We start from the raw sequence: 19,797 nt of genomic DNA, 5'->3' as shown, positions 1-19,797 counted from the left end.
TCCTTCTTATCCTTGCTTCACGAAGAAGCGCATGATGTCATTGTAGAAGGCAAAGACCATCAGCGAGATAATAATAAAAAGTCCAACCTGCTGTGCGATCTCCCGCTTCTTGAGACTCAGCGGATGGCCCAAGATTCCTTCAATAATAAAAAAGAGGAGATGCCCGCCGTCGAGAATCGGAATCGGAAAGAGGTTGATGATTCCAAGATTGATGCTGAGGATCGCAATAAAGAGAACGACGTTTAAAATCCCCTCATTCGCCTGCTGGCCGGCCATCTGGGCGATCAAGATCGGCCCGCCGATCGTGTCCGAAGAGATCTTCCCCTGGATCAGCCGAAGAATGCCGAGGACATTCAGCTCAATCATCTCCCAGGTACGATGCGCCCCCATCATCGCCGCCGTGAGCGGGTCGTACTTCTTGATGGTGTGGCTTCCCTTGGGAAGAATCCCGATGAGCCAGAGTTTGTGAGAATCTCCTAAGACATCCTGCGTCTCTTTCATCGTCGGAGTGACCTGCAACGGAAGGGGCTGTCCCTCCCGCTCTACGACGAAGTGGAGCTCTTTCCCGTCACTTTTTTGCAGGGTGTCGCGGATCTCTTCCCACTGCGCGATCTTTTTCCCTTCAATTTCCAAGATCCGATCGCCCGATTTCATTCCTGCCAGCGCCGCCGCCGAGCCGGGCTGAACCTCTCCGACATCGGAGGTGAGCGATGGAACACCGGTCATGAAGACGCCGACGAAAATCACCAGCGCCAAGAGGAGGTTGAATAACGGTCCCGCCACGACGATGGCGATTTTCTTCCGGACCGGCTGGGTCAGAAACGACCGGTCTTTCTCTTCGGGAGAGATCTCTTCTTTCGGATCATCTCCCAGCAGGCGGACGTAGCCTCCGAGCGGAATCACCGAGAGGCAATATTCGGTCGGTCCCCAACGCCGTGAGATCAGCCGGGGACCGAATCCCAGCGAGAACGTTTGGACCTGGACCCCGCACATCCGGGCGACGATATAATGCCCGAATTCATGGACGAAGACGAGCACGCCCAGAACGATTAAGAAGGTGACAATGGCCGACAAACTAAACATGATTCCTCTCCTTCCCGATCTATCGAATCGGCCGGATCGGCCGTTGCAAATCGGCCGTGCCAGCCGCCTGCAAATCGGCCAGACCGGCCGCTTGATCCTCAGGCGGCATACTTCCCTATCTGACGCTGCGCCTCAACCCGTGCCCAGCGATCCGCCGAGAGGACATCCTCGAGTGTACGGATCGGATGAGGCAGGTGGGCGTCTAGTGTATTACGAATCACTTTGTAAATATCGAGAAACCCGATCTTCTCCGACAGGAAGGCTTCAACCCCTTCCTCGTTGGCTGCGTTCAGTACCGCCGGAACCGATCCCCCCGTCTTGAGCGCTTCATAGGCGCACCCGAGCAGAGGGAATGCTTTCAGATTCGGTTTCTCGAAGGTTAGCTGACCGATCTCCTCCAAGCTGAGCGAAGGGAGGGAGAGCGGCGCCCGCTCCGGATAGTGAAGCGCATAAGAGATCGGGACGCGCATATCGGGAAGCCCCATCTGAGCGACCACCGACCGATCGATGAACTCCACCATGGAATGGATAATGCTCTGGGGATGGATGATGACATCGATCTTCTCGGGAGGCGCGCCAAAAAGCCACCGGGCCTCCATAATTTCAAACCCTTTATTCATCAGCGTGGCGGAATCGATGGAGATCTTCGGTCCCATTTTCCACGTCGGATGCGCCAGCGCAATTTGGGGGGTGACCGCCCGCCGCTGTGCGTTTGAGAATCGAAGAAGCGGGCCTCCGGACGCCGTCAGGATGATCCGACGGACCGCCTCCGGCCGCTCGGAAGCCATCACCTGAAAAATGGCGGAGTGCTCGCTGTCGATCGGCAGGATCCGGACCTTCCGAAGCTCTGCTTCCCGCTGGATAATTTCGCCCGCCATGACGAGCGTTTCTTTATTGGCTAATGCGACACTTTTGCCGCTTTGGATCGCTGAGAAGGTCGGAAGCAGGCCGGCCCCTCCGACCATTCCGGAGACGACCAACTCCCCTTCGGCCATCCGGGCGACCTCAACCGTTCCTTTTTCGCCCGCCAGCACCTCGATCCCGGCGCGACGAAGCCGCTTCGAAAGGACGGAAGCGGCCTTTTCATCCGACAGTGAGACCACCTGTGGCTTGAATCGTCTGATCTGTTCTTCCAGCTTAACATTGTTGGATCGGGCCGTCAAACCAACGACCTTAAATCGCTCGGGAAAACGGCTGATTACATCGAGCGTGCTCGTTCCAATCGAACCGGTCGAACCCAAGATCACGATCTTCTTCATCGCGTCTCTCTCAATCCATTACCCATTACATTGATCGATGCGGCGGGAGAATTTCCGCCGCGCTTTGTCGGAGTGGTGTCTAAAACCCAGGCGGCAGGGGTCCGTACCCCTTAAACCAGAGGAGGTAATAATAGAACACCGGGGCGGCAAACGCAACACTGTCGAGCTTATCGAAAAGACCGCCATGGGCGGGGATCAGCGCGCTGGAGTCTTTCACCCCCGCGCTTCGCTTGAACATCGATTCCACCAAATCTCCCAACTGGCCCATACTCCCGACCACCAGCGGGACCCATACGAAGTCGCTCCAGGTGAAGATCGGAAGAAAGGTGCTCTGGGCCAAAACGGTCGCCAAAAAACTCCCGGCCAATCCGCCGATCGATCCCTCCACCGTTTTATTCGGGCTCACCTCCGGATAGAGCTTTCGTCTCCCGATGGATTTACCGACATAATAGGCGGCGGCATCCCCGATCCAGACCAACATTAAGAGAAAAAGAATGAGAAGGCTTCCTTGCGGCATCTGTCGAAGGAGAATGAGATGGCTGAGAAAACCGGCGATGTAGATCATCCCGAGAAAAACCACGGCGGCATCGGTCAACGTCGTCTGGATCTCCCGAAATGAAAAAAGAATGACAATAAGGAGAATGAACAAGGGAACGATTACGAGCGACGGTCCGGAGCGCGCCTGCCAAAAGAGATCAAGCCGATAAAAACCAAGACAAAGAAGAAAACCCAAGGCGAGACCGAGATAGATGAGGCCGGGCGCCCGGTTGCGGAAGGAGAGAAGATAGAATTCGTATTGAACCCTTAAAATGACGGCGGCGGCAAAGAGAAAAAAAACGAACGGCGGCAGTTTTTGAATCAGAAGATAGAGCACCGGAAGAAGAATGATCGCGGTGGTAAGACGGCTTCGTTTCAGCCGTTCCCGGAACCCTCCGCCGGACGGCAGGCCTGGAGAGGACCCCGGATCGGACGATGGGGGAACACGCCCAGGGTTAGAAGTCACGCTCTTCTCCCGCAGTCGGCTCCCCGGAGAGCGACTTTCCGGAGAAACCGGGCGCCCCCCCCTTTCCCGCTCCGTTCGGGTTCGCGACCTGTTCCTTCACCAGGCCAAAGCGGCGTTCCCTCGCCTGATAATCGAGCAGAGCGAGGAGAAAGTCTTTCCTTCTAAAGTCGGGCCAATAAGTCTGCGTAAAGTAGAGCTCGGTGTAAGCCAATTGCCAGAGAAGAAAGTTGCTGATCCGAACCTCCCCGCTCGTCCGGATCATCAGGTCTGGATCGGGGACCTCCTGGGTATGGAGATAGTGCGAGAAGGTCTGCTCATCGAGATCCTTCATGGAGAGCTTCTCCTGCTGCACATCTTCGACCACCCGCCTAACGGCATCGACGATTTCGCTCCGCCCGCCATAGCTGAGCGCCAGAATCAATGTCATCTTTTCATGTTTTGCCGTCTTCTCTTCGACCGATCGGATCATCCGGAGGACCGATCCAGGAAGCCGCTCGATCTGTCCAACGGCTCGAAATCGGATCTGATTCTCCGTCATCGTCTTCAACTCTTGCTTTAAGTATCTCTCCAAAAGCATCATTAATTGGGAAATTTCTGTAGAAGGACGATTCCAGTTCTCGTTCGAAAAGGCGAAAAGCGTCAGCACTTTGATGCCGATTTCCCTCGAGAAGGTCACGATCTCCCGGACCGATTGGATCCCGCGCCGATGACCGGCGATGCGAGGCAGATACCGTTCGGCGGCCCAACGCCCATTCCCATCCATGATAATTGCTACATGCTCGGGAAGGTTCTGATGATCGACCAGGGCCTGGAGTGATTTTTCCCCCAGCTGCTCCAAATCCTTTGTCCGAGATACCATTGATTCCACTTTCCTACAGAAAAGCCGCCGCTATGGATTCTTTTGTTGCTGCTGTTGCTGCTGTTGTTGAAAAAGCTGATACTGCAGGTGTTCGAGGATTAAGTCGCTCTCTTCCGATTGAACGATCTGGACCGCCATGTCGGAAAGTGATCGGCCGGTCTGGGTATTTTCAATTTTCAGCTGCATCATAAACCGGCCCTCCTCTTTGGAGGTGGCCAAACGGATCAGATAGAGATCATTCTTTTTCAAGGCCTCACTCGGGTCGGCCTGTGAGGGGAGAAGATCAACCCGAAATCGCCCTGTTTCCGCGAGAGCCGAGACCAGCTCGGTCGCCAGAAAACCGGGGCCCTCCTGAGAAACAAGGGTGACGCCGATCGGGATCCGCGTCGCCGTAATGCGGACTTGATCCCCCACCCGGACGATGCCGGCCTGAGCGGTATTTCGCGCCGTTAAACGAGCCTGCTCCACCTGGTCAACTTCAATGGTTCCGACCGCCTCTTCGAACCGCCCCAACGGGATACCGGTAATCGGATGGGAAAATGGCTCCTTCTCGCGATAGACGGAAAGGAGAGCGCCCGGCGTGACCCCCTTCTCTTTTCCGAAGTCGACGGTAATCACTTCCCCTTCGACCGCGGTGACCTTACCGCTCACCTTCGGGAAATAGGTCAGGATCGCCTTTGCTACGTCGTCGATATTTCCTTGCAGGTTCCCTGTTTCGGTCGCGGGGAGACCCGGGATCGGAAAAATCAAAAGGAGCATTAGCGCTAAAAAAAGAAACTGCCCTCTTTTCAACATCACCCCGGATATATTCAAACGATGTTCAGCGGATACAAGTCTTGGAGAATATGCCTCTGACGCTCAAAAGTCAATATCTTATCGTAAGATCGCGTCTATCCTCTCGGCCTCTCGCATTCTTATTCGGCCCGAACCCTGCGACGCGCTCGGGAATCAAACGATCTCACCCGATCATCCGGTCAGCGCGCGTTAGGCCGCATACTGTTCAAGCATGGGTGGAGACTTCGGTCTCCTTCTTCACCAGGGTCGCGGGTACAGGAGGAGTCCCGATTCGGTTTCGGCCCTTCTTCTTTGCGGTATACAAGGCTTGGTCGGCCACCCGGAAGAGGTCTTCGGGCGATTGGATCTGCGGCAGCGGGCAATGGGCGATGCCCATGCTCACCGTAATCTCGACAGGACGTCGGTCGATATTGAAGGTATTTGTGCGAACGGTCTTTTTTATCCGTTCCGCGGCAATCAATGCTTCTCCGAGGTTGGTCCTCGGAAGAATAATGACGAATTCGTCACCGCCATACCTGGCGATGGTATCGACATCGCGGACCGAGCGATTTAGAACCTGCGCCAAGTCCCGGATCACCTGATCACCGATCAGGTGGCCATATCGATCGTTGATCTCCTTAAAGTGATCGATGTCGATCAGAACGAGCGCCAGCGGCATTTCATGCCGGACGACCCGTTTGAACTCTCGACCGACCGCATTCAGAAAAGCGCGGCGGTTCAAGAGGGCGGTCAATTCATCTTTCACCGCCAGCTCCTGGACATGTCGGTGGATCTCCGCATTTCGAACGGCCAGGGAGAGCGATGTGGCAATCATTCCGAGGATTTTTGACTCATAGTCGTTAAAAACGTCGCTTGAATTTCGAGTCAACCTCAATAATCCGACCTTCTTTGAGGCAACACGGAGCGGCACAACGATTTCGGCGCCTTCCTCCAGCACGACGGCGCCCGACGGAAGCTCACCCGTTTCGATGAATGCTTGGCCGCTTCGAGAGGTTTCATTTGAAAGGTTGTCTAAAAGCAGGGCGGACCGCTTCCGGCTGGAGTAGACCTGTACCTTGTCCCCGCTCTTTACAAAGAGCCAAGCGACATCGTAGCGTACAATCGTTTTCAAATTCATCATCAGAGATTGTACGACTTCATCGAGATTGAGCGACTCGCAGAGGCTCTGGTTGAGTCGATGCAACCGCCCGAGGTCATCGTTCCATTTCAGGAGCCGATCCCGCTCTTCCTGCAGGTTTGGACGGTCGAGCACCGGGGCCGACCTTTCGCGAAGCTTTAATCCTTGCCGAATCGCTTTCTCCAACCGCCCTAAAGAAACAGGATGTCGCAAAATATCATACGCCCCCGCCCGGAATGCGGCCATCTTGTGGATGCTTGAGATCACCGAAGAGACGACGATACAGGGAATGGAGTAGCGAAGCGAGTGAAGTTTTTTTAGAAAGTCGAGGACCTTCTCCGACGAAAGGTCTCCGTTGATGACGACCACATCGGTCTTTCTAAATTCAATGACTTTTAAAATGGCTTCGTTTCTTAAAGAAATTGGAATCGAGGAGACCGAGAATCCCCGTCTCTGCAGAAACCGGCATGCGTTATCCGGTCCTTTCGATTCTTGATCGATAAAAAGAACGCGCGCCAATTCTTTCATAGGAAGCCGCCACTCCAGAACAGATCTCTTGCCGCAAAGCATAATGCAATGCTTATGCCCCTAAAGAAAAGATCGTCCGGAGAAAGATCGCCGCTTTTATGAATGATGATGGAACGGAATGGGCGGATAGAAAGGCATTCCGCTTTCCTTATTGACACCCGTCGTCATTTTCTTGACGAGCCGATCGATGGCAAATGGGTAAATGGGCAAGTGGGTCGTTGACCCTTTTCGAGGGAAGATAAATCGAGGAATACTTTTACAGACCCGAACGGGAAAAAGGAGCGTCCCTTAGGACGATTCCCCTTTTCCCTTTTTGAGCTTCGAGATCCGATCGAGGGCTTTTTTTAAATTTTTCCGGTCCGGATGGACGGTCCGTTTATTCTCCGTCACCAGGTTCGCATAAATCTCGTCCCGATAAATTTGTGTTTCCGATGGAGCATCGATCCCGATGCGAACCTGGCCCCCCTTCACCTCCAAAACCATGATATGAATCTCATCCCCGATGAGAATCCCTTCCCCTACTTTTCGCGTTAAGATCAGCATCTGCTTACCTCCGGAAACAATCAGTAAACCGCAATCGGTTATGCCTCTCGAACCTGTTAGAAGAGGGCATCCAGCAAGGCCGCACGGATTACCTTTTCAAGGAGGACCTCTCCTTGTATGTGATATCCCGCCCCCTTAATCCTCTGTTGGAATGCCGCGACCCGATCGGTTCGAATTTCAGGGAGAGAGAAAATCGCTTCTTTAATCTGGCGATGTGCCTTCCTCTTTTTAAAAGCTTCGATCGGGTCGAACCCGGCCCGACCCGATCGGTCCGAAGAGGAGAACGTCTTGCGGTCATCGTCACTCCCCTTCATACCGAAAAGAAGGGTCTCCAAGAAATAGATCCGGTCTTCGCCAGGCACTGCAACACTCCTCACTCACATCGCACCCGGTCGAGTGCACTGCTATATTTCTTATCGGTCTATTGATCTAAAACTTGAATGTCGATGGCGGGTCTGGAGCGGGAGGATGAAAAAAGAGGGATAAAACCTTTCCGCTGAAGGTGGTTCGGCGTACTTTCCTTAGTTCTATCAGAAACTCATGAGGTAAAATACCGGAGGGTAATTATGAGTGGAGCGAATGAATTACCGGAGACATCGATTAAAGGCCATGCTCCTTCAATAGGCGATCAACATCCGCTTGGGCCATTTTCCCCACCCCTGAAAAACGGCCGGCAGTCTTCGAGAAAGTATCCGCCATTTCGGCTCTTTCCGGGGCGGTCTGCCTGCTGGAGTCGATCCCTCTGGGATTTAAGGAACCGTTTAATTTCTTAATACGTGATTGAACGCCGTTCATATCCGAGGAGATTTTTTTAAGCCATTGTGCGGCGACATCCTGGAAGGAGAGCGCCGTCATCAAATCCATCAGGGTCTTTTTCTCTTCTCCCAGAGCCGCTTCAAGATCACTGAATCTGCGGTTCCGGCGCTCAGCGCTATTCACCCCTTGCCTGAGATCGCCTTTTAACCCGTCCCACTGGATCAGAAGCTTGTCATGACTCGCGAGCGCCTTCTCGGCAAAGCCCAGAACACGATGAATCTCTTGCTCCGTAAACCGGGCGACCCCGCTGAGCTGGTCGGTTCCGTATGGGATCTGTGTCGATGCGCCCTCGATTTCCATTTCGGCCGTCTGCAATTTTTGAGAAATCGCTTTAAGATAATCGGCTAATCGGTGGGTCTCCCGTGAGCGCCTTTCGTCTCCCTCTTTCTGGAGGTTCCCTTCAACAATCCGACGCGCCGCTTGGAGCAGGCTCCGAATACTATCGTCCTCTAATCGCCGTTCATGGAGATCCATCCAGACGTTCCTTTCAGAATGATGTTTCTTCTCTCGACCGTAATTAAGATCGCATCGCTTTCATCCGACGCCTGCCTTACGCCTGCTTGAATGCTTTGTCGATTTTTTCTTTCATCGTCTCCGTCGTAAAGGGCTTGAGGATGTAGCTGTTCACGCCCGACCGGATTGCTTCGAGGATATGATCCATCTCCGCCTCCGTGGTGACCATCAACACCGGCAATGATGAGATCTTCGCATCCTGACGGATCGCCTTCAAGAGGTCGAGGCCGTTCATGATCGGCATGTTCCAGTCGCTGATCACGAGATCAAACGGCTCGCTGCGTACCTTCTCCAACGCCTTGGCGCCGTCTTCCGCCTCGTCGACGTTCGGGAAACCCAACTGCTTCAGTGTGTTCTTAATGATTCTCCTCATCGAAGACATATCGTCAACAACAAGGACCTTCATATTCGGATCAAGCATCGTACGCTCCTTTTTTCATATGCTTCCGCTTTCTATTGTTTTCTTTGGAAGGATGTCCCATCCCCCTTACCGAGCACTTCCGGCCGTAAGGAGAGGGGGCGGCTCGAGTGGCCATCGTTCTTTTTGTAATAAACAGCCCGGTCGACTTCCGTCCGGGTAAAAATATCGGTGATGCCGAGAGAGGTCTCTCCTCCGCCGAGAAAGAGCATGCCGTTTGGAGTGAGACAATCGGCCATCCGTTCCAAAATCGCTTTCTTCAACGGCAGGTCCAGATAAATGAGAATGTTTCGGCAGAAGATGATGTCGAACGGACCGAGGAACCTGAAATCAGAGAGGAGGTTTAGCTGACGGAATTCGATCCATTTTTTGACCTCGACTTTGACCCTCCAGTTGGAATCGGTCTGTTCAAAAAAGCGGGTCATATAGGGTGCTGGAAGACCGCGCTGGATTTCATATTGTGAGTAGACACCGGCACGCGCCCGGTCTAAAACACGCTCCACGAGATCGGTCGCCAGAATTTCCACCTTCCAGCCTTCCAACATCGTCTTCATCGTGCAGAGAAGCATCGCAAGGGAGTAAGGTTCCTGTCCGGTCGCACAGGCCGCGCTCCAGATACGGATCTGCCGGCTCTTTTGATTCGTCGTCAGCAACCCCGGCAGAATCACGTTCTTGACGACTTCAAAGGGGATCATATCCCGGAAAAAGGAGGTTTCATTCGTCGCCATGGCGTCAACGACGCTTTGCCGCAACGGGCTGCCGGGATGGGTCCGCAGATGCTGACAGAGCGCGTCGATCGAGGGAAGTCCCGCTCCCGCAACGATCGGTTCCAGCCGTGCTTCAACCAGATAGGTCTTCGAGCTATCCAAGATCAAACCGCTCTCTTTTTGAAGGAGAGAAAAAATGAATGTAAGAGATTCCTTGGAGACCATCAGTGTGGGCCTCCCTTCTGAAGGCATCCCTCAATCGCCGTTTTCATTCGATCCAATGAGACGACAGAGTCGGCCAAGCCTTCCCGAACAATGAATGAAGGCATCCCCCAAACCACGCTGCTCGCTTGATCTTGTGCAAAGATGGCCGCGCCCCGCCCCTTCATCGCGCGCGCTCCCACCAGCCCATCCTGGCCCATCCCCGTCATCACGATGCCGAGCGCATCGGCGCCATAGACCTCTGCGACCGATCGGAACAGGACATCGACCGAGGGACGACAATAATTGACCGGGGGCTCCTGGTTCATCGCGAGCGCCGCTTTCCCCTCTCTTTGCCAAACGGTCATATGGTAATTTCCGGGGGCAATGTAAGCGCCCCCCGGCTCGATGACCATTCCATCCGTCGCTTCCACAACTCGGATGGCACTTGCTTGGTCCAGTCGCTCTGCCAGCATTCGGGTGAATACCGGCGGCATATGCTGAACGATGATGATCGGAACGGGAAAGTTTTGAGACAACTCGGGAATGAGCTTATAGAGTGCTGCAGGCCCTCCCGTAGAAACGCCGATGGCAACGACCTTAATCGTCTGAGCGGTCGGGCGAAAAAGACGCTCTGGGGTGAACTCCTCGTTCGGCGGCGCCTCCTTCTGAACGACTTTGGTCCAGGTCGATTGGGGGCGGAACTGCTTAATCTTCGGGATCAGCTCGGCCGCCACCTGCTTGACCGCCTCGCTGTACCCTCCCGGATGGCTCGCGGTCGGCTTGGCGACATAATCGCTTGCCCCCAAGGAGAGGGCTTCAATCGTCTGAACCGCCCCCCGCTGTGTTGTGCTGCTGAACATGATCGTTCGGATTTTTGGAAAATCCACCCGCAACGCCCGAAGCAGCTCAAAACCGTCCGTTTCCGGCATTTCCAAATCGAGCACCAGCACCTCGGGATTCCACTGCACAATCCGCTGAAGCGCAATCTTCCCATTGGAAGCCGTTCCGAGAATGGAGATATCCGGATCGTGCGAGAGCGCCTCCGTGACGGCGCGGCGCACCACCGAGGAGTCATCGATGATCATGACGCGAATCGGGTCATTCATTCCGGTCGGACCCTATTCCTAAGATGGACAGTTTCTCTTCCAGGATTTCCTCGGTAAAGGGCTTCATGATGTATTCGTCGGCTCCCCGCTCCATGGCCTGGATGATCTTCTTCAACTCCGATTCCGTTGAGACGATGATGACGGCCGGTCGTTTATCCTGGCGGCCGGGACCGAAAGTGTCCAGAAACTGCATCCCATCCATCTCCGGCATATTCCAATCGAGAAGGATTGCCCCGACATCGGAATGGTGATTGAGTTGGTCGAGCGCCTCCTTACCGTTTCCCGCTTCGATGGCACGATGTCCCAGCCGCTGGAGCATCTGTCTCATCACGCTCCGCATTGGAATCGAGTCATCAACGATGAGTATCTTCACGAATTCCCCCTATGACTTCAACCTGGATTTGGAATGCGCAGGAGATGCGCCTTTTAACCGGCGCGCGCGCTGTTCTCGAGTTCTCTGTAGAACTCCCCGGCATGAAGCAATTGTTCTTAAGTGTAACAAACAAGTGTGGTCCGTCAATTCAAACATCTACTTCCTGAATCTACCTCAGTTTTTGCATTAAGCCGGCCCGGCCCTTTTCGTAAAAACGCGGGGATGTCCTCAGCAGGGTGATCCTGCCTCTTCTGGTCGATCGGGCCGGCGGTCCCGCTTCCCTCTTGTCCGACCCGGAATTGACCGACCATGCTCATCAACTCGGCTCCCATGCGCGCCAGACGCTGAGAGGCTGCCAGAATATCTGTCGTTTCTTTGGCGGTGCTCTTCGCGGCCGAGACCACCCCGGCGATGCTTCCGCTGACCTGGCCCGTTCCTTTTGCGGCCTCCGACACGGAGCGGCTGATTTCATTCGTTGTCGCCGTCTGCTCCTCCAGCGCTCCCGCGATGGTCGTTGCAATCTCGTTGATCTGTGCAATGATCTCGCTGATTTCTCCGATGGCGGATACCGCCGCTTTCGTATCCGTCTGGATCGTCCGAATCTCTTCCGCGATCCCCTCGGTCGCGACGGCGGTCTTCTTGGCGAGGTCTTTAACCTCGTTGGCCACCATAGCGAAGCCTTTTCCCGCTTCCCCCGCGCGGGCCGCTTCAATCGCCGCATTCAGCGCCAGCAGGTTCGTCTGCTGCACAATGGCGGTGATCACTTTGACGACCTTCCCGATCTCCGCACTGGAGTCTCCGAGCATGCTGATGGTTTGGGTGGTGGTGCTTGCGACCTGCACCGCTTGACTCGTGATCTGGGTGGCCTTCAGAACATTTTTTGAAATCTCCTGAAGCGTTGCGGTCATCTCCTCGGCCGCAGTGGCCACCGTCTGGACGTTGCGATTGGTCTGCTCGCTCGCTGAAGAGACATTGCTTGCCAACCGCTCGGTCTCCTCTGAGTTCGCGCTCATCTGCTGACTCGAAGCCGACAACTCTTCTGAAGTCGAAGCAACGTGTGATGCGCCATCCCGAATCTCAACCACCAGGCTGTGAAGATGCTCGGTCATTCGATTAAAGGTCGCCGCCAAATGGCCAATTTCATCTGCCCGGTCGACCTCGTTTCGAACCGTCAGATTGCCGGCTAACCGACCCCGCCGATCAGAAGCGTGAGAACCAGCCCCAGAAAACCGAGGCACAAAAGTTGTTGTCGAACAGAGCCGCTGATTTTTCTTTAGGTTCCTAGGGAATCATTTCGAGACGGCGCATCGGAGGGGCAGGGGGGTGCGGTTCCCCGCCGCTTCCCGGACTGCCCCCCTCCGCCTTCATTCGGAATTTGCTGATCGCCGACATCAGGTCGCTGCTCATTTTGGAAAGATTCTTGGAAGCGGCCAGGATATCTGCCGTTCCCTCGGCGGTGCTCTTTGCGGCGGAGACCACCCCGGTGATGCTTCGGCTGACTTCGCCGGTTCCCCTCGCCGCCTCCGACACCGAGCGGCTGATCTCATTCGTTGTCGCCGTCTGCTCTTCCAAGGCTCCGGCAATCGTGGTGGCGATCTCGTTGATTTGGGAGATTACCTCGGAAATTTCTCCGATGGCGGAGACCGCCTCTTTGGTATCGGTCTGAATCATGGCGATTTTCTGGCCGATCTCCTCGGTGGCTTTGGCGGTCTTCTTGGCGAGGTCTTTGACCTCGTTGGCCACCACGGCGAATCCTTTTCCCGCCTCTCCCGCCCGCGCCGCCTCAATCGCCGCGTTCAACGCCAACAGATTCGTCTGCTGCGCAATCGCGGTGATCACCTTCACCACTTTCCCAATCTCCGCGCTGCTCTCCCCGAGCTTGCCGATCGTCTGATTGGTGGTGCTTGCCACCTGCACCGCTTGGCTCGTGATCTGGGTGGCTTTAATCACATTCTTGGCGATCTCCTTCAGCGTGGCAGACATCTCCTCGGCGGCAGTGGCCACCGTCTGGACATTGCGGCTCGTCTGTTCACTCGCCGAAGAGACGGTGCTCGCCAACCGCTCCGTCTCCTCGGAATTTCCGCTCATCTTCAGCCCGGCCGCCGACAGCTCTTCCGATTGATGATTCAAATCGGCGATCCGACTGTGGACCTCTCCGCGAACCGCTCCAATCACCCCTTCCAGATACGCCTGTTTTTCGGCCCCGTCTCGCATCTCCTCTATTCCTCGACTGCAGGCGATGATCAGAATGAAATCTTCAAAAACGACCCACGCCGCATGCTCCAGCCATCGCCATTCACTTCCCGCCGCCATTCCGAATACCGAATGAGGAAAGAAAATCCCCCTAATCAGATGATCGAGCGCCACCACGGCGGTCGCTGAAATCAGCAACGGCCAATCGCGGTAAAATGCGATAAAAGCAAGGGACCCAAAGACATGAAAATGGGTCTCGATCCGTCCCCCCGACAGGTGAATTAACAGGGCGCCCATCAGCATCTGACCGACGGCGATGGCATGCCGCGTGACCACCTCACCCGGTTGGGTGAGGGCCAGGAAGAGCGGTATCCCCGTGAATACCCCTCCCAAGACGATCGCGAGCAGGAGCGGATATTGGGTCTGGGCCGCTTCCGGCCACTGGTTTGGAAAAACCAAGAGAGCGAAAACGATTCCGACAAACCATTGGAAGATCATCAGCCGGCCAAAGAGCGAATCGATTTCGCGCATGTTGGCCTGTTTTTTTTCGTTGAGGAGGGTTTCGATTCGTTCCTTCATTCCCGCTGATGCTTGATCACCTTTCTTCATCGCTGCCATTGGTCCTCCATCGACTCACTCCTGCCCATTAACGATCGCACTCAAAGCAACCGTATCTGCGGCGTATTTCCCTTCGCTATTTCCAATGGTTCGGCGTCCCGCTTTCTCCCATTCCATGGCCGATCCGGAATTGACTGACCATCGCCATGAGCTCACTTCCCAGCATCGCGAGCCTTTGAGCGGCGGCCATCACATGAGCCGTTCCCTCTGCGGCACTTTTTGCAGCAGTCACAACCTCTCTGATATTTTGGGTCACTTCTCTCGTCCCACGCGCCGTATCGGTCACATTGCGGCTGATCTCATTCGTTGTCGCCGTCTGCTCCTCCAAGGCACCTGCAATCGTCGTCGCAATCTCATTGACCTGACCGATGATCCCCGAGATCGCTCCGATGGCGGAGACCGCCTCTTTCGTATCGGTCTGAATCATGGCGATCTTCCGACCGATCTCTTCGGTTGCATTGGCCGTTTTCTTCGCCAGATCTTTCACCTCGTTCGCCACCACGGCAAAGCCTCTTCCCGCCTCTCCCGCCCGCGCCGCCTCAATCGCCGCATTCAATGCCAAGAGATTGGTTTGCTGTGCAATCGCGGTGATGACTTTGACGACATCGCCGATTTCCGTGCTGGAATCTTTCAACTGGAAGATGGTTAGATTCGTCCGCTCGGCCATTTTCACCGCGTCCAGGATCATCTCCGTCGCTTTCTGAACCTCCCTGGCAATCTCTCCTAGGGTGGCCGACATCTGCTGGGCGGCCGTCGCGATGGCATGCACGCTTCGATCAGCCTGCTCCGTCGATACCGAGACGGTTTTTACCAACTGCTCGGCCTTTTCCGAACCGGCACTCATCTGCTGGCCGGAAGCCGACATTTCGTCGGAAGCCGACGAAACCTGAACCGCCTTCTCCCGGATCTGGGAGATCATCTTTTCCAGATTTTCAGTCATCTTATTAAACGCAGCCGTGAATAGACCGATTTCATCCGATTGGGCGACCACGCCTCGGACAGTCAGATCGCCGGAGGCGACCCTGGCGGCAACCGCTGAAATGCGTCTTAACTTTTCGACGATAGAGTGGGACAGGAAAAGTGAAATCGCCAAACCGACCCCTAAAAAGACAACAGAAACTCCAATGACAATTTTCAGGAGCAATCCTTTGAGCCATCGGGAAGCTTCTCCCAACGTCCGGGAAAAGTCCTCTTCCAGACGGCTTAAGTTCTCATTAATGAGATCGAGATGGGTCAGCGCGGCATCGACCGCGGCGGCAGAGGCTCCGCCCGAAGAGATCTCGCGATGCAGTGTCTTCCCCACGTCTTGGAATTCGGAGATGAGACGGTCCCCTTCACTCCAGATACCGATCGCCTTATCGAGATAGTCCAGATGGCGAAATCGTCTGAACAAGAAGATCATGGTCGCGTGATCCTCCGGGTGCACCTTTCCGCCGACGAGTCCCTGAAGGGTCAATGTCATATCGGGATCCGATTTTTCCAATTCCAACCTGACCTTCTTGTCTGAAAGCATGACCTCAAAAGCATTGAGATAAGCTTGATAGTGCGCTTCGTCCCGTGTTGCAGCATATCGAACCAGATGATAGGCCCCCTCTTTCTGATGCTTTGACCAGATCCCTTCCGCGCCGACATAGGCACGAACTCCCGAAAGGAGTGTCATACCGAGATAACTGAAGAGCGACACGCCGACGACAATTGAACAGTAAAGCACGATGATTCCATATAGCTTTTTGGCGATCGACCCATCTGTTCGGAAGTTCATGGGACCCTTTTAGCGTCTCTTATTCATTGAGAGCCCGGTCTTTCAGAATTCCGTCCAACCGGCTACTCATACCGGAACCGCCCCACGATCTCCTTCAGCTGCGTGGCCATCCGGGCCAGCTCTTCCGCCGATTTTTTCGCATTGCCAGCACCGACGGAGGTTCCCTTGGCGGTATTCGCCATACCGAGAATGCTCTTGGCGATGTCCGAGCTCCCTTTTGCCGCCTCTGAAACGCTCTCACTGATCCCATTGGTTGTGATCGTCTGCTGTTCGACCGATCCGGCGATCGAGGTCTGAATGCCGTTCATCTGACTGATGATCGTCCGGATTTGATTAATCGCTTCGACCGCCTCCTTCGTGTCGTTTTGAATCAATTCAATTTTTCTTCCGATTTCTTCGGTGGCCTTGCCGGTCTTCTTGGCAAGCTCTTTGACTTCATTCGCCACGACGACAAATCCTTTTCCGGCCTCGCCGGCCCGCGCCGCTTCAATCGCCGCATTCAATGAGAGAAGGTTCGTCTGCTGGGCAATGGCGGTGATCACTTTAATGACATCGCCGATTTCATTGCTGCTCTCCCCCAATTTTCCAATCTTGCCGTGGGTTCCCTCCGCCAGCGAGACCGCCCGGTTTCCGACCTGAGCCGCTTCCCGCGCATTTTGCGCGATTTCACGAATACTGATGTTCATCTCCTCCACCGCCGAAGAGACTGACTGCAGGTTTCGGCTTACCTCCTCCGCCGTGGTGGAGACGACATTCGCCTGCCCCGCCGTCTCTTCGGCATTCCCGCTCATCTGCTGGCTGACTGCAACCAGATTCGCAGAAGACTGCGAAAGGACGTCGGCACTGACGGAGATTCCTTTGATACTCCCCCCCATTCGATCAATGGCCCGATTGATTGCCTCTCCGATTTGACCGATTTCATCCCGTATTCGGAGCGCGACTCGTCCGGTTAAATCTCCCTGGGCCAATTGATTGGTGACCGTCATCGCCTGTTCAACCTGGTTCTTTACAGAGCGGATCACCACGAATGACAAGACGCCGAGCAGGAAGATGCAGACAAAGACAATAAGAAAGATCACGGCAAACGCATTCGCCGCCTTTTTTTGATTGGCACGCCCCACATAGAACGTCTCTTTCATATCTTTTTTCCATTTGGCCGTGAGCGTTTCCAGCTCCCCATGGACCTGGTTATAGAGTCCCTGCATCCGCTCCAAGACACCCACAAGATTGTTGTCTCCCTTTTCCTTCCGGATCATCCTTACCGTCGCCTCATGTGCGATGGCATAATACTGGGTAAAGGGCTCCTCCAGATTTGTGAATGCCTTGGCCGATTGAACCTTCTCTTTTCCTTCTTGAAGATGCCTCAAAAAAATGTCTCGAAGGGTATCCGCTTTATTAACCATCTCCATGTCGGCGGCTGCGACCGCGTCTTGAAGATTCCGCTGAATGTCGGAAAGGACTGCTTCTAAATCGCGGCTCAACTCCAGGGCCGGAAAGTAGTCGTTCTCGATCCGCGTCATAACATCCTCATCGGCATTGCGCCCCATTTGAGTAAACAATAAAATGAGGAGAAACGCGACCGTTGCCAATAATGGCATCAGAACAATCTTATGGGTAAATTTCAGGTGGTTAAACACACCCCCTCCTTCCTCGACGTCAGTCGAGCACTTTGACGACCTTTATACCCTCTCCGACGGCGGCGCCGTCGGAGACATATCCGATCGCATCGGTATTGTCCCGAACATAAGCAAGGACCTCTCGGTCAGAGTCTTTTTCGACGGGGGGCACCTCACGGCCGGAAAAGATCTGCTTCTGCCAATAGCTGACAATCTGGTGGACGTCTTTTCCGTGCACCTGCTCCGAAAAGGCCTTTCTCACAGAAGAGGACTCCACCTGGTCGACCGGAAGAACTTTATGGCCGTTTTCCCAAGTGCCTGCCTTCTTCAAAAAGAAATTAGAAATTTGTGCCTTCTTCATCATCGAGGCCGGATTCGATGCATTGACGATGATTTTGACCGACATCTCCCCCGCCGCAATGAGTGGGACAATTAAAGGCAAGACAACCAGCAATATCAAAATAGATCTATTTTTTATGCTCATCTCCTTTTCATCTCCTCATTAGAAGTGTGGAAGACACCCGCCTCAGAACGAAGGTTGAGGCGGAAATGGCCCAAGCAGGGTCATTCCCATCCACTTCTTCTCAGAAGCTGGTTGAAAGGCTCACGATATAGTACTGCGCCCGGACCGGGTCGCCGTCGATGTGAGCAACAGGATCCTCAATGTTGAGCGTTTTCAACCAATGCTGTTCGACTTTCACGACGACATTGGGACGAAACGCATAATTCACTCCAACGGCATAGTCCTTTGAAAGACTAATATTGTCTTTGAATCCTGGAAGATCGAGATCTGCAATTTCGACCATTCCGTTCAACCGAAGCTTATTAAAGAGCTTAATGCCAGCCAATAAGTAATAAGCATCAAACTTATCGGTCTTGGAGTCGCTATACATATACTCCGCCTGTACAACAAAATGCTCAAGGTCCGCATCGAATGACGCACGCCAATCCATTCGGGTCATTTTGGCGCCCGGGGCCAGAAGAGGAACCCCCGAATCGGTTGAACGGTAGCCGCCCACGCCCACTCTGACACCTTCCATCGGCGTCTGTAACCAAAGTTGTCCCCCGAGGGCATTCTTGGATCGAACGGGGGTGATGACCCCATCGATAATATAATCGAAGTCCCACTCTCCACCGTAGATATCGGTCCGGAGTTCCCAGTCGCCGATTTGCAGCGTATGGGAAATCTCAGCACCATCGACCGTTTCGCTGGAGAAGGCCGATTCACCATACATTTGGCTCGGAGGACGATAAAATGGAAGGATCGTGCCGACATCCAGTACTTCGTTGTAGATCCCATGTGGAATCGGAATCTTTCCGATTTTCACAACCACGGAATCGAGCAGCTGGTGTTGATAATAGACCCAGTCCATATGAACATCGGGTTTTACTGTTTGGAGGACACTCTTCCCTATCCGCTCATGACTGAGCTGTAGGACGAAAGTGTCGTCGCCGGGCATTTTATAGCGGAATTGCAGGGCCGCCGTCCGGTAGTCGGTTGTTCCGTCGTCCGGAATGCCCAAGATCTGCCCGCCGTGAGAGTTGGCATAAGCCTGCGTGAGGTAACCGTGGACCGAGAGGTTCGATTCCAAGTTCTCGGCGGAGACCGTCGCTGCGACGGACAATCCTCCTATCCAAAGCCCAATGAGAACAATCGCACTCCACCCCCACACTGGCTTCGACCGGTATTTCTCTTTCATCGACTGGATGGTTATCATTCTGGTTCCTCCTGGTTAACTGTTGTGATCTCCCTATTCGGCTTTCTTATTACTCGTTCGTATCAGGACCTTCCCTCGCTAAGGCGATTTCGAAAGAATCTCACTCGGCGACGGGCCGACCCCTTTAATCACCGCTTCCGTGTTCAATGCGAGAAAAATCCGGTCTTCGAGTTTGTAGACGCCGTCGAGCACCGAGGCGAGCTGGGCATCGACCGTTTCAGGAGGAGGCTCAAAGAGGCTCGGCAACACCTCGATCACATCCCCGATCTGATCGACCAGAAAATTAACCGGACCTTCCAATGTGCGGACGACCACGCTCATTGCTTCAACTCCGGCCGCCCGAGGAGAGAAACCGAGCCGAACACGCAAGTCGATCGTGGTCACAATCTCGCCGCGCAGGTTAATCAATCCGGCGATGATCGAAGGGGCCAAGGGGACCGACGTAATCGCCGGCGCAGTGAAGACCTCCTGGACATTCTCCACCTCGACCCCGAAGAAGTGATCTTCGATAAAAAAGGTGGCATACATCGCGTTATTTTCGCGGCGCCGGTCGGCCTTGGTCTTTC

General features: G+C 54.4%; 20 protein-coding genes. All 20 read right to left on the bottom strand.

From position 1 onward, the window contains the following. Positions 1 to 6 precede the first annotated feature (6 nt). A complete protein-coding gene (rseP, locus tag HY282_18940; protein ID MBI3805835.1) occupies positions 7 to 1,083 on the bottom strand; it encodes an RIP metalloprotease RseP in 1,077 nt (358 codons plus the stop codon). A gap of 98 nt (positions 1,084 to 1,181) precedes the next feature. Further along, positions 1,182 to 2,342 carry a 1-deoxy-D-xylulose-5-phosphate reductoisomerase gene (locus HY282_18935; protein ID MBI3805834.1) on the bottom strand — a complete coding sequence of 387 codons (1,161 nt, stop codon included), beginning with the start codon at positions 2,340 to 2,342 and terminating at the stop codon, positions 1,182 to 1,184. A 79-nt stretch (positions 2,343 to 2,421) separates the two neighbouring features. Beyond that, entirely contained in the window at positions 2,422 to 3,345 is a 924-nt protein-coding gene (locus HY282_18930; protein MBI3805833.1) for a phosphatidate cytidylyltransferase, read from the bottom strand. Further along, positions 3,335 to 4,204, bottom strand: coding sequence for an isoprenyl transferase (locus HY282_18925; protein ID MBI3805832.1), 870 nt, complete (start codon positions 4,202 to 4,204; stop codon positions 3,335 to 3,337). The genes HY282_18930 and HY282_18925 overlap by 11 nt, the downstream gene beginning before the upstream one ends. Before the next feature lie 30 nt (positions 4,205 to 4,234). Further along, positions 4,235 to 4,999: a hypothetical protein gene (locus HY282_18920; GenBank protein MBI3805831.1), complete on the bottom strand. Its 765-nt coding sequence runs from the start codon at positions 4,997 to 4,999 to the stop codon at positions 4,235 to 4,237. A gap of 205 nt (positions 5,000 to 5,204) precedes the next feature. Then, positions 5,205 to 6,644, bottom strand: coding sequence for a diguanylate cyclase (locus HY282_18915; GenBank protein MBI3805830.1), 1,440 nt, complete (start codon positions 6,642 to 6,644; stop codon positions 5,205 to 5,207). 288 nt (positions 6,645 to 6,932) lie between these two features. Next, positions 6,933 to 7,187, bottom strand: coding sequence for a carbon storage regulator CsrA (csrA, locus tag HY282_18910; protein ID MBI3805829.1), 255 nt, complete (start codon positions 7,185 to 7,187; stop codon positions 6,933 to 6,935). 56 nt (positions 7,188 to 7,243) lie between these two features. Continuing rightward, the gene (locus tag HY282_18905) at positions 7,244 to 7,549 is read right to left on the bottom strand and encodes a flagellar biosynthesis anti-sigma factor FlgM (GenBank protein MBI3805828.1); all 306 of its coding nucleotides are present in this window, start codon (positions 7,547 to 7,549) and stop codon (positions 7,244 to 7,246) included. A 238-nt stretch (positions 7,550 to 7,787) separates the two neighbouring features. Further along, on the bottom strand, positions 7,788 to 8,303 hold the full coding sequence (locus HY282_18900) for a protein phosphatase CheZ (GenBank protein ID MBI3805827.1): 516 nt from the start codon (positions 8,301 to 8,303) through the stop codon (positions 7,788 to 7,790). A 250-nt stretch (positions 8,304 to 8,553) separates the two neighbouring features. Then, entirely contained in the window at positions 8,554 to 8,937 is a 384-nt protein-coding gene (locus HY282_18895; protein MBI3805826.1) for a response regulator, read from the bottom strand. Positions 8,938 to 8,969: 32 nt separating this feature from the next. Continuing rightward, entirely contained in the window at positions 8,970 to 9,866 is an 897-nt protein-coding gene (locus tag HY282_18890; GenBank protein MBI3805825.1) for a protein-glutamate O-methyltransferase CheR, read from the bottom strand. After that, positions 9,866 to 10,951, bottom strand: coding sequence for a chemotaxis response regulator protein-glutamate methylesterase (locus HY282_18885; GenBank protein MBI3805824.1), 1,086 nt, complete (start codon positions 10,949 to 10,951; stop codon positions 9,866 to 9,868). Before HY282_18885 ends, HY282_18890 begins: the two co-directional genes overlap by 1 nt. Beyond that, positions 10,944 to 11,291 carry a response regulator gene (locus HY282_18880; GenBank protein MBI3805823.1) on the bottom strand — a complete coding sequence of 116 codons (348 nt, stop codon included), beginning with the start codon at positions 11,289 to 11,291 and terminating at the stop codon, positions 10,944 to 10,946. Before HY282_18880 ends, HY282_18885 begins: the two co-directional genes overlap by 8 nt. A gap of 176 nt (positions 11,292 to 11,467) precedes the next feature. Next, on the bottom strand, positions 11,468 to 12,562 hold the full coding sequence (locus tag HY282_18875) for a methyl-accepting chemotaxis protein (protein MBI3805822.1): 1,095 nt from the start codon (positions 12,560 to 12,562) through the stop codon (positions 11,468 to 11,470). A gap of 43 nt (positions 12,563 to 12,605) precedes the next feature. Beyond that, a complete protein-coding gene (locus HY282_18870; GenBank protein ID MBI3805821.1) occupies positions 12,606 to 14,135 on the bottom strand; it encodes a methyl-accepting chemotaxis protein in 1,530 nt (509 codons plus the stop codon). A 76-nt stretch (positions 14,136 to 14,211) separates the two neighbouring features. Continuing rightward, a complete protein-coding gene (locus HY282_18865; GenBank protein MBI3805820.1) occupies positions 14,212 to 15,897 on the bottom strand; it encodes a methyl-accepting chemotaxis protein in 1,686 nt (561 codons plus the stop codon). 62 nt (positions 15,898 to 15,959) lie between these two features. Continuing rightward, positions 15,960 to 16,883, bottom strand: a complete 924-nt coding sequence (locus HY282_18860) for a methyl-accepting chemotaxis protein (GenBank protein ID MBI3805819.1) — start codon at positions 16,881 to 16,883, stop codon at positions 15,960 to 15,962. A gap of 670 nt (positions 16,884 to 17,553) precedes the next feature. Then, the gene (locus HY282_18855) at positions 17,554 to 17,997 is read right to left on the bottom strand and encodes a phosphate ABC transporter substrate-binding protein (protein MBI3805818.1); all 444 of its coding nucleotides are present in this window, start codon (positions 17,995 to 17,997) and stop codon (positions 17,554 to 17,556) included. Positions 17,998 to 18,097: 100 nt separating this feature from the next. After that, positions 18,098 to 19,231, bottom strand: a complete 1,134-nt coding sequence (locus HY282_18850; GenBank protein MBI3805817.1) for a hypothetical protein — start codon at positions 19,229 to 19,231, stop codon at positions 18,098 to 18,100. A 78-nt stretch (positions 19,232 to 19,309) separates the two neighbouring features. Further along, positions 19,310 to 19,759, bottom strand: coding sequence for a chemotaxis protein CheW (locus HY282_18845; GenBank protein ID MBI3805816.1), 450 nt, complete (start codon positions 19,757 to 19,759; stop codon positions 19,310 to 19,312). Between the last annotated feature and the right edge of the window lie 38 nt (positions 19,760 to 19,797).

The sequence above is a fragment of the Candidatus Manganitrophaceae bacterium genome (assembly GCA_016200325.1).
In the GTDB taxonomy this organism is placed as follows: domain Bacteria; phylum Nitrospirota; class Nitrospiria; order SBBL01; family Manganitrophaceae; genus Manganitrophus.
Note: the sequence above shows the minus strand (reverse complement) of the source record. Positions and strands in the feature narration are given on the sequence as shown.

What these genes read in the sequence shown, in the direction of transcription:
- rseP (MBI3805835.1), bottom strand. Translation starts at nt 1,083, where the DNA reads ATGTTTAGTTTGTCGGCCATTGTCACCTTCTTAATCGTTCTGGGCGTG.
- HY282_18895 (MBI3805826.1), bottom strand. Translation starts at nt 8,937, where the DNA reads ATGCTTGATCCGAATATGAAGGTCCTTGTTGTTGACGATATGTCTTCG.
- HY282_18845 (MBI3805816.1), bottom strand. Translation starts at nt 19,759, where the DNA reads ATGTATGCCACCTTTTTTATCGAAGATCACTTCTTCGGGGTCGAGGTG.
- HY282_18915 (MBI3805830.1), bottom strand. Translation starts at nt 6,644, where the DNA reads ATGAAAGAATTGGCGCGCGTTCTTTTTATCGATCAAGAATCGAAAGGA.
- HY282_18865 (MBI3805820.1), bottom strand. Translation starts at nt 15,897, where the DNA reads ATGAACTTCCGAACAGATGGGTCGATCGCCAAAAAGCTATATGGAATC.
- HY282_18885 (MBI3805824.1), bottom strand. Translation starts at nt 10,951, where the DNA reads ATGAATGACCCGATTCGCGTCATGATCATCGATGACTCCTCGGTGGTG.
- HY282_18860 (MBI3805819.1), bottom strand. Translation starts at nt 16,883, where the DNA reads ATGACGGTCACCAATCAATTGGCCCAGGGAGATTTAACCGGACGAGTC.
- HY282_18925 (MBI3805832.1), bottom strand. Translation starts at nt 4,204, where the DNA reads ATGGTATCTCGGACAAAGGATTTGGAGCAGCTGGGGGAAAAATCACTC.
- HY282_18935 (MBI3805834.1), bottom strand. Translation starts at nt 2,342, where the DNA reads ATGAAGAAGATCGTGATCTTGGGTTCGACCGGTTCGATTGGAACGAGC.
- HY282_18890 (MBI3805825.1), bottom strand. Translation starts at nt 9,866, where the DNA reads ATGGTCTCCAAGGAATCTCTTACATTCATTTTTTCTCTCCTTCAAAAA.
- csrA (MBI3805829.1), bottom strand. Translation starts at nt 7,187, where the DNA reads ATGCTGATCTTAACGCGAAAAGTAGGGGAAGGGATTCTCATCGGGGAT.
- HY282_18920 (MBI3805831.1), bottom strand. Translation starts at nt 4,999, where the DNA reads ATGTTGAAAAGAGGGCAGTTTCTTTTTTTAGCGCTAATGCTCCTTTTG.
- HY282_18900 (MBI3805827.1), bottom strand. Translation starts at nt 8,303, where the DNA reads ATGGAAATCGAGGGCGCATCGACACAGATCCCATACGGAACCGACCAG.
- HY282_18880 (MBI3805823.1), bottom strand. Translation starts at nt 11,291, where the DNA reads ATGCGGAGCGTGATGAGACAGATGCTCCAGCGGCTGGGACATCGTGCC.
- HY282_18850 (MBI3805817.1), bottom strand. Translation starts at nt 19,231, where the DNA reads ATGATAACCATCCAGTCGATGAAAGAGAAATACCGGTCGAAGCCAGTG.
- HY282_18870 (MBI3805821.1), bottom strand. Translation starts at nt 14,135, where the DNA reads ATGGCAGCGATGAAGAAAGGTGATCAAGCATCAGCGGGAATGAAGGAA.
- HY282_18855 (MBI3805818.1), bottom strand. Translation starts at nt 17,997, where the DNA reads ATGAGCATAAAAAATAGATCTATTTTGATATTGCTGGTTGTCTTGCCT.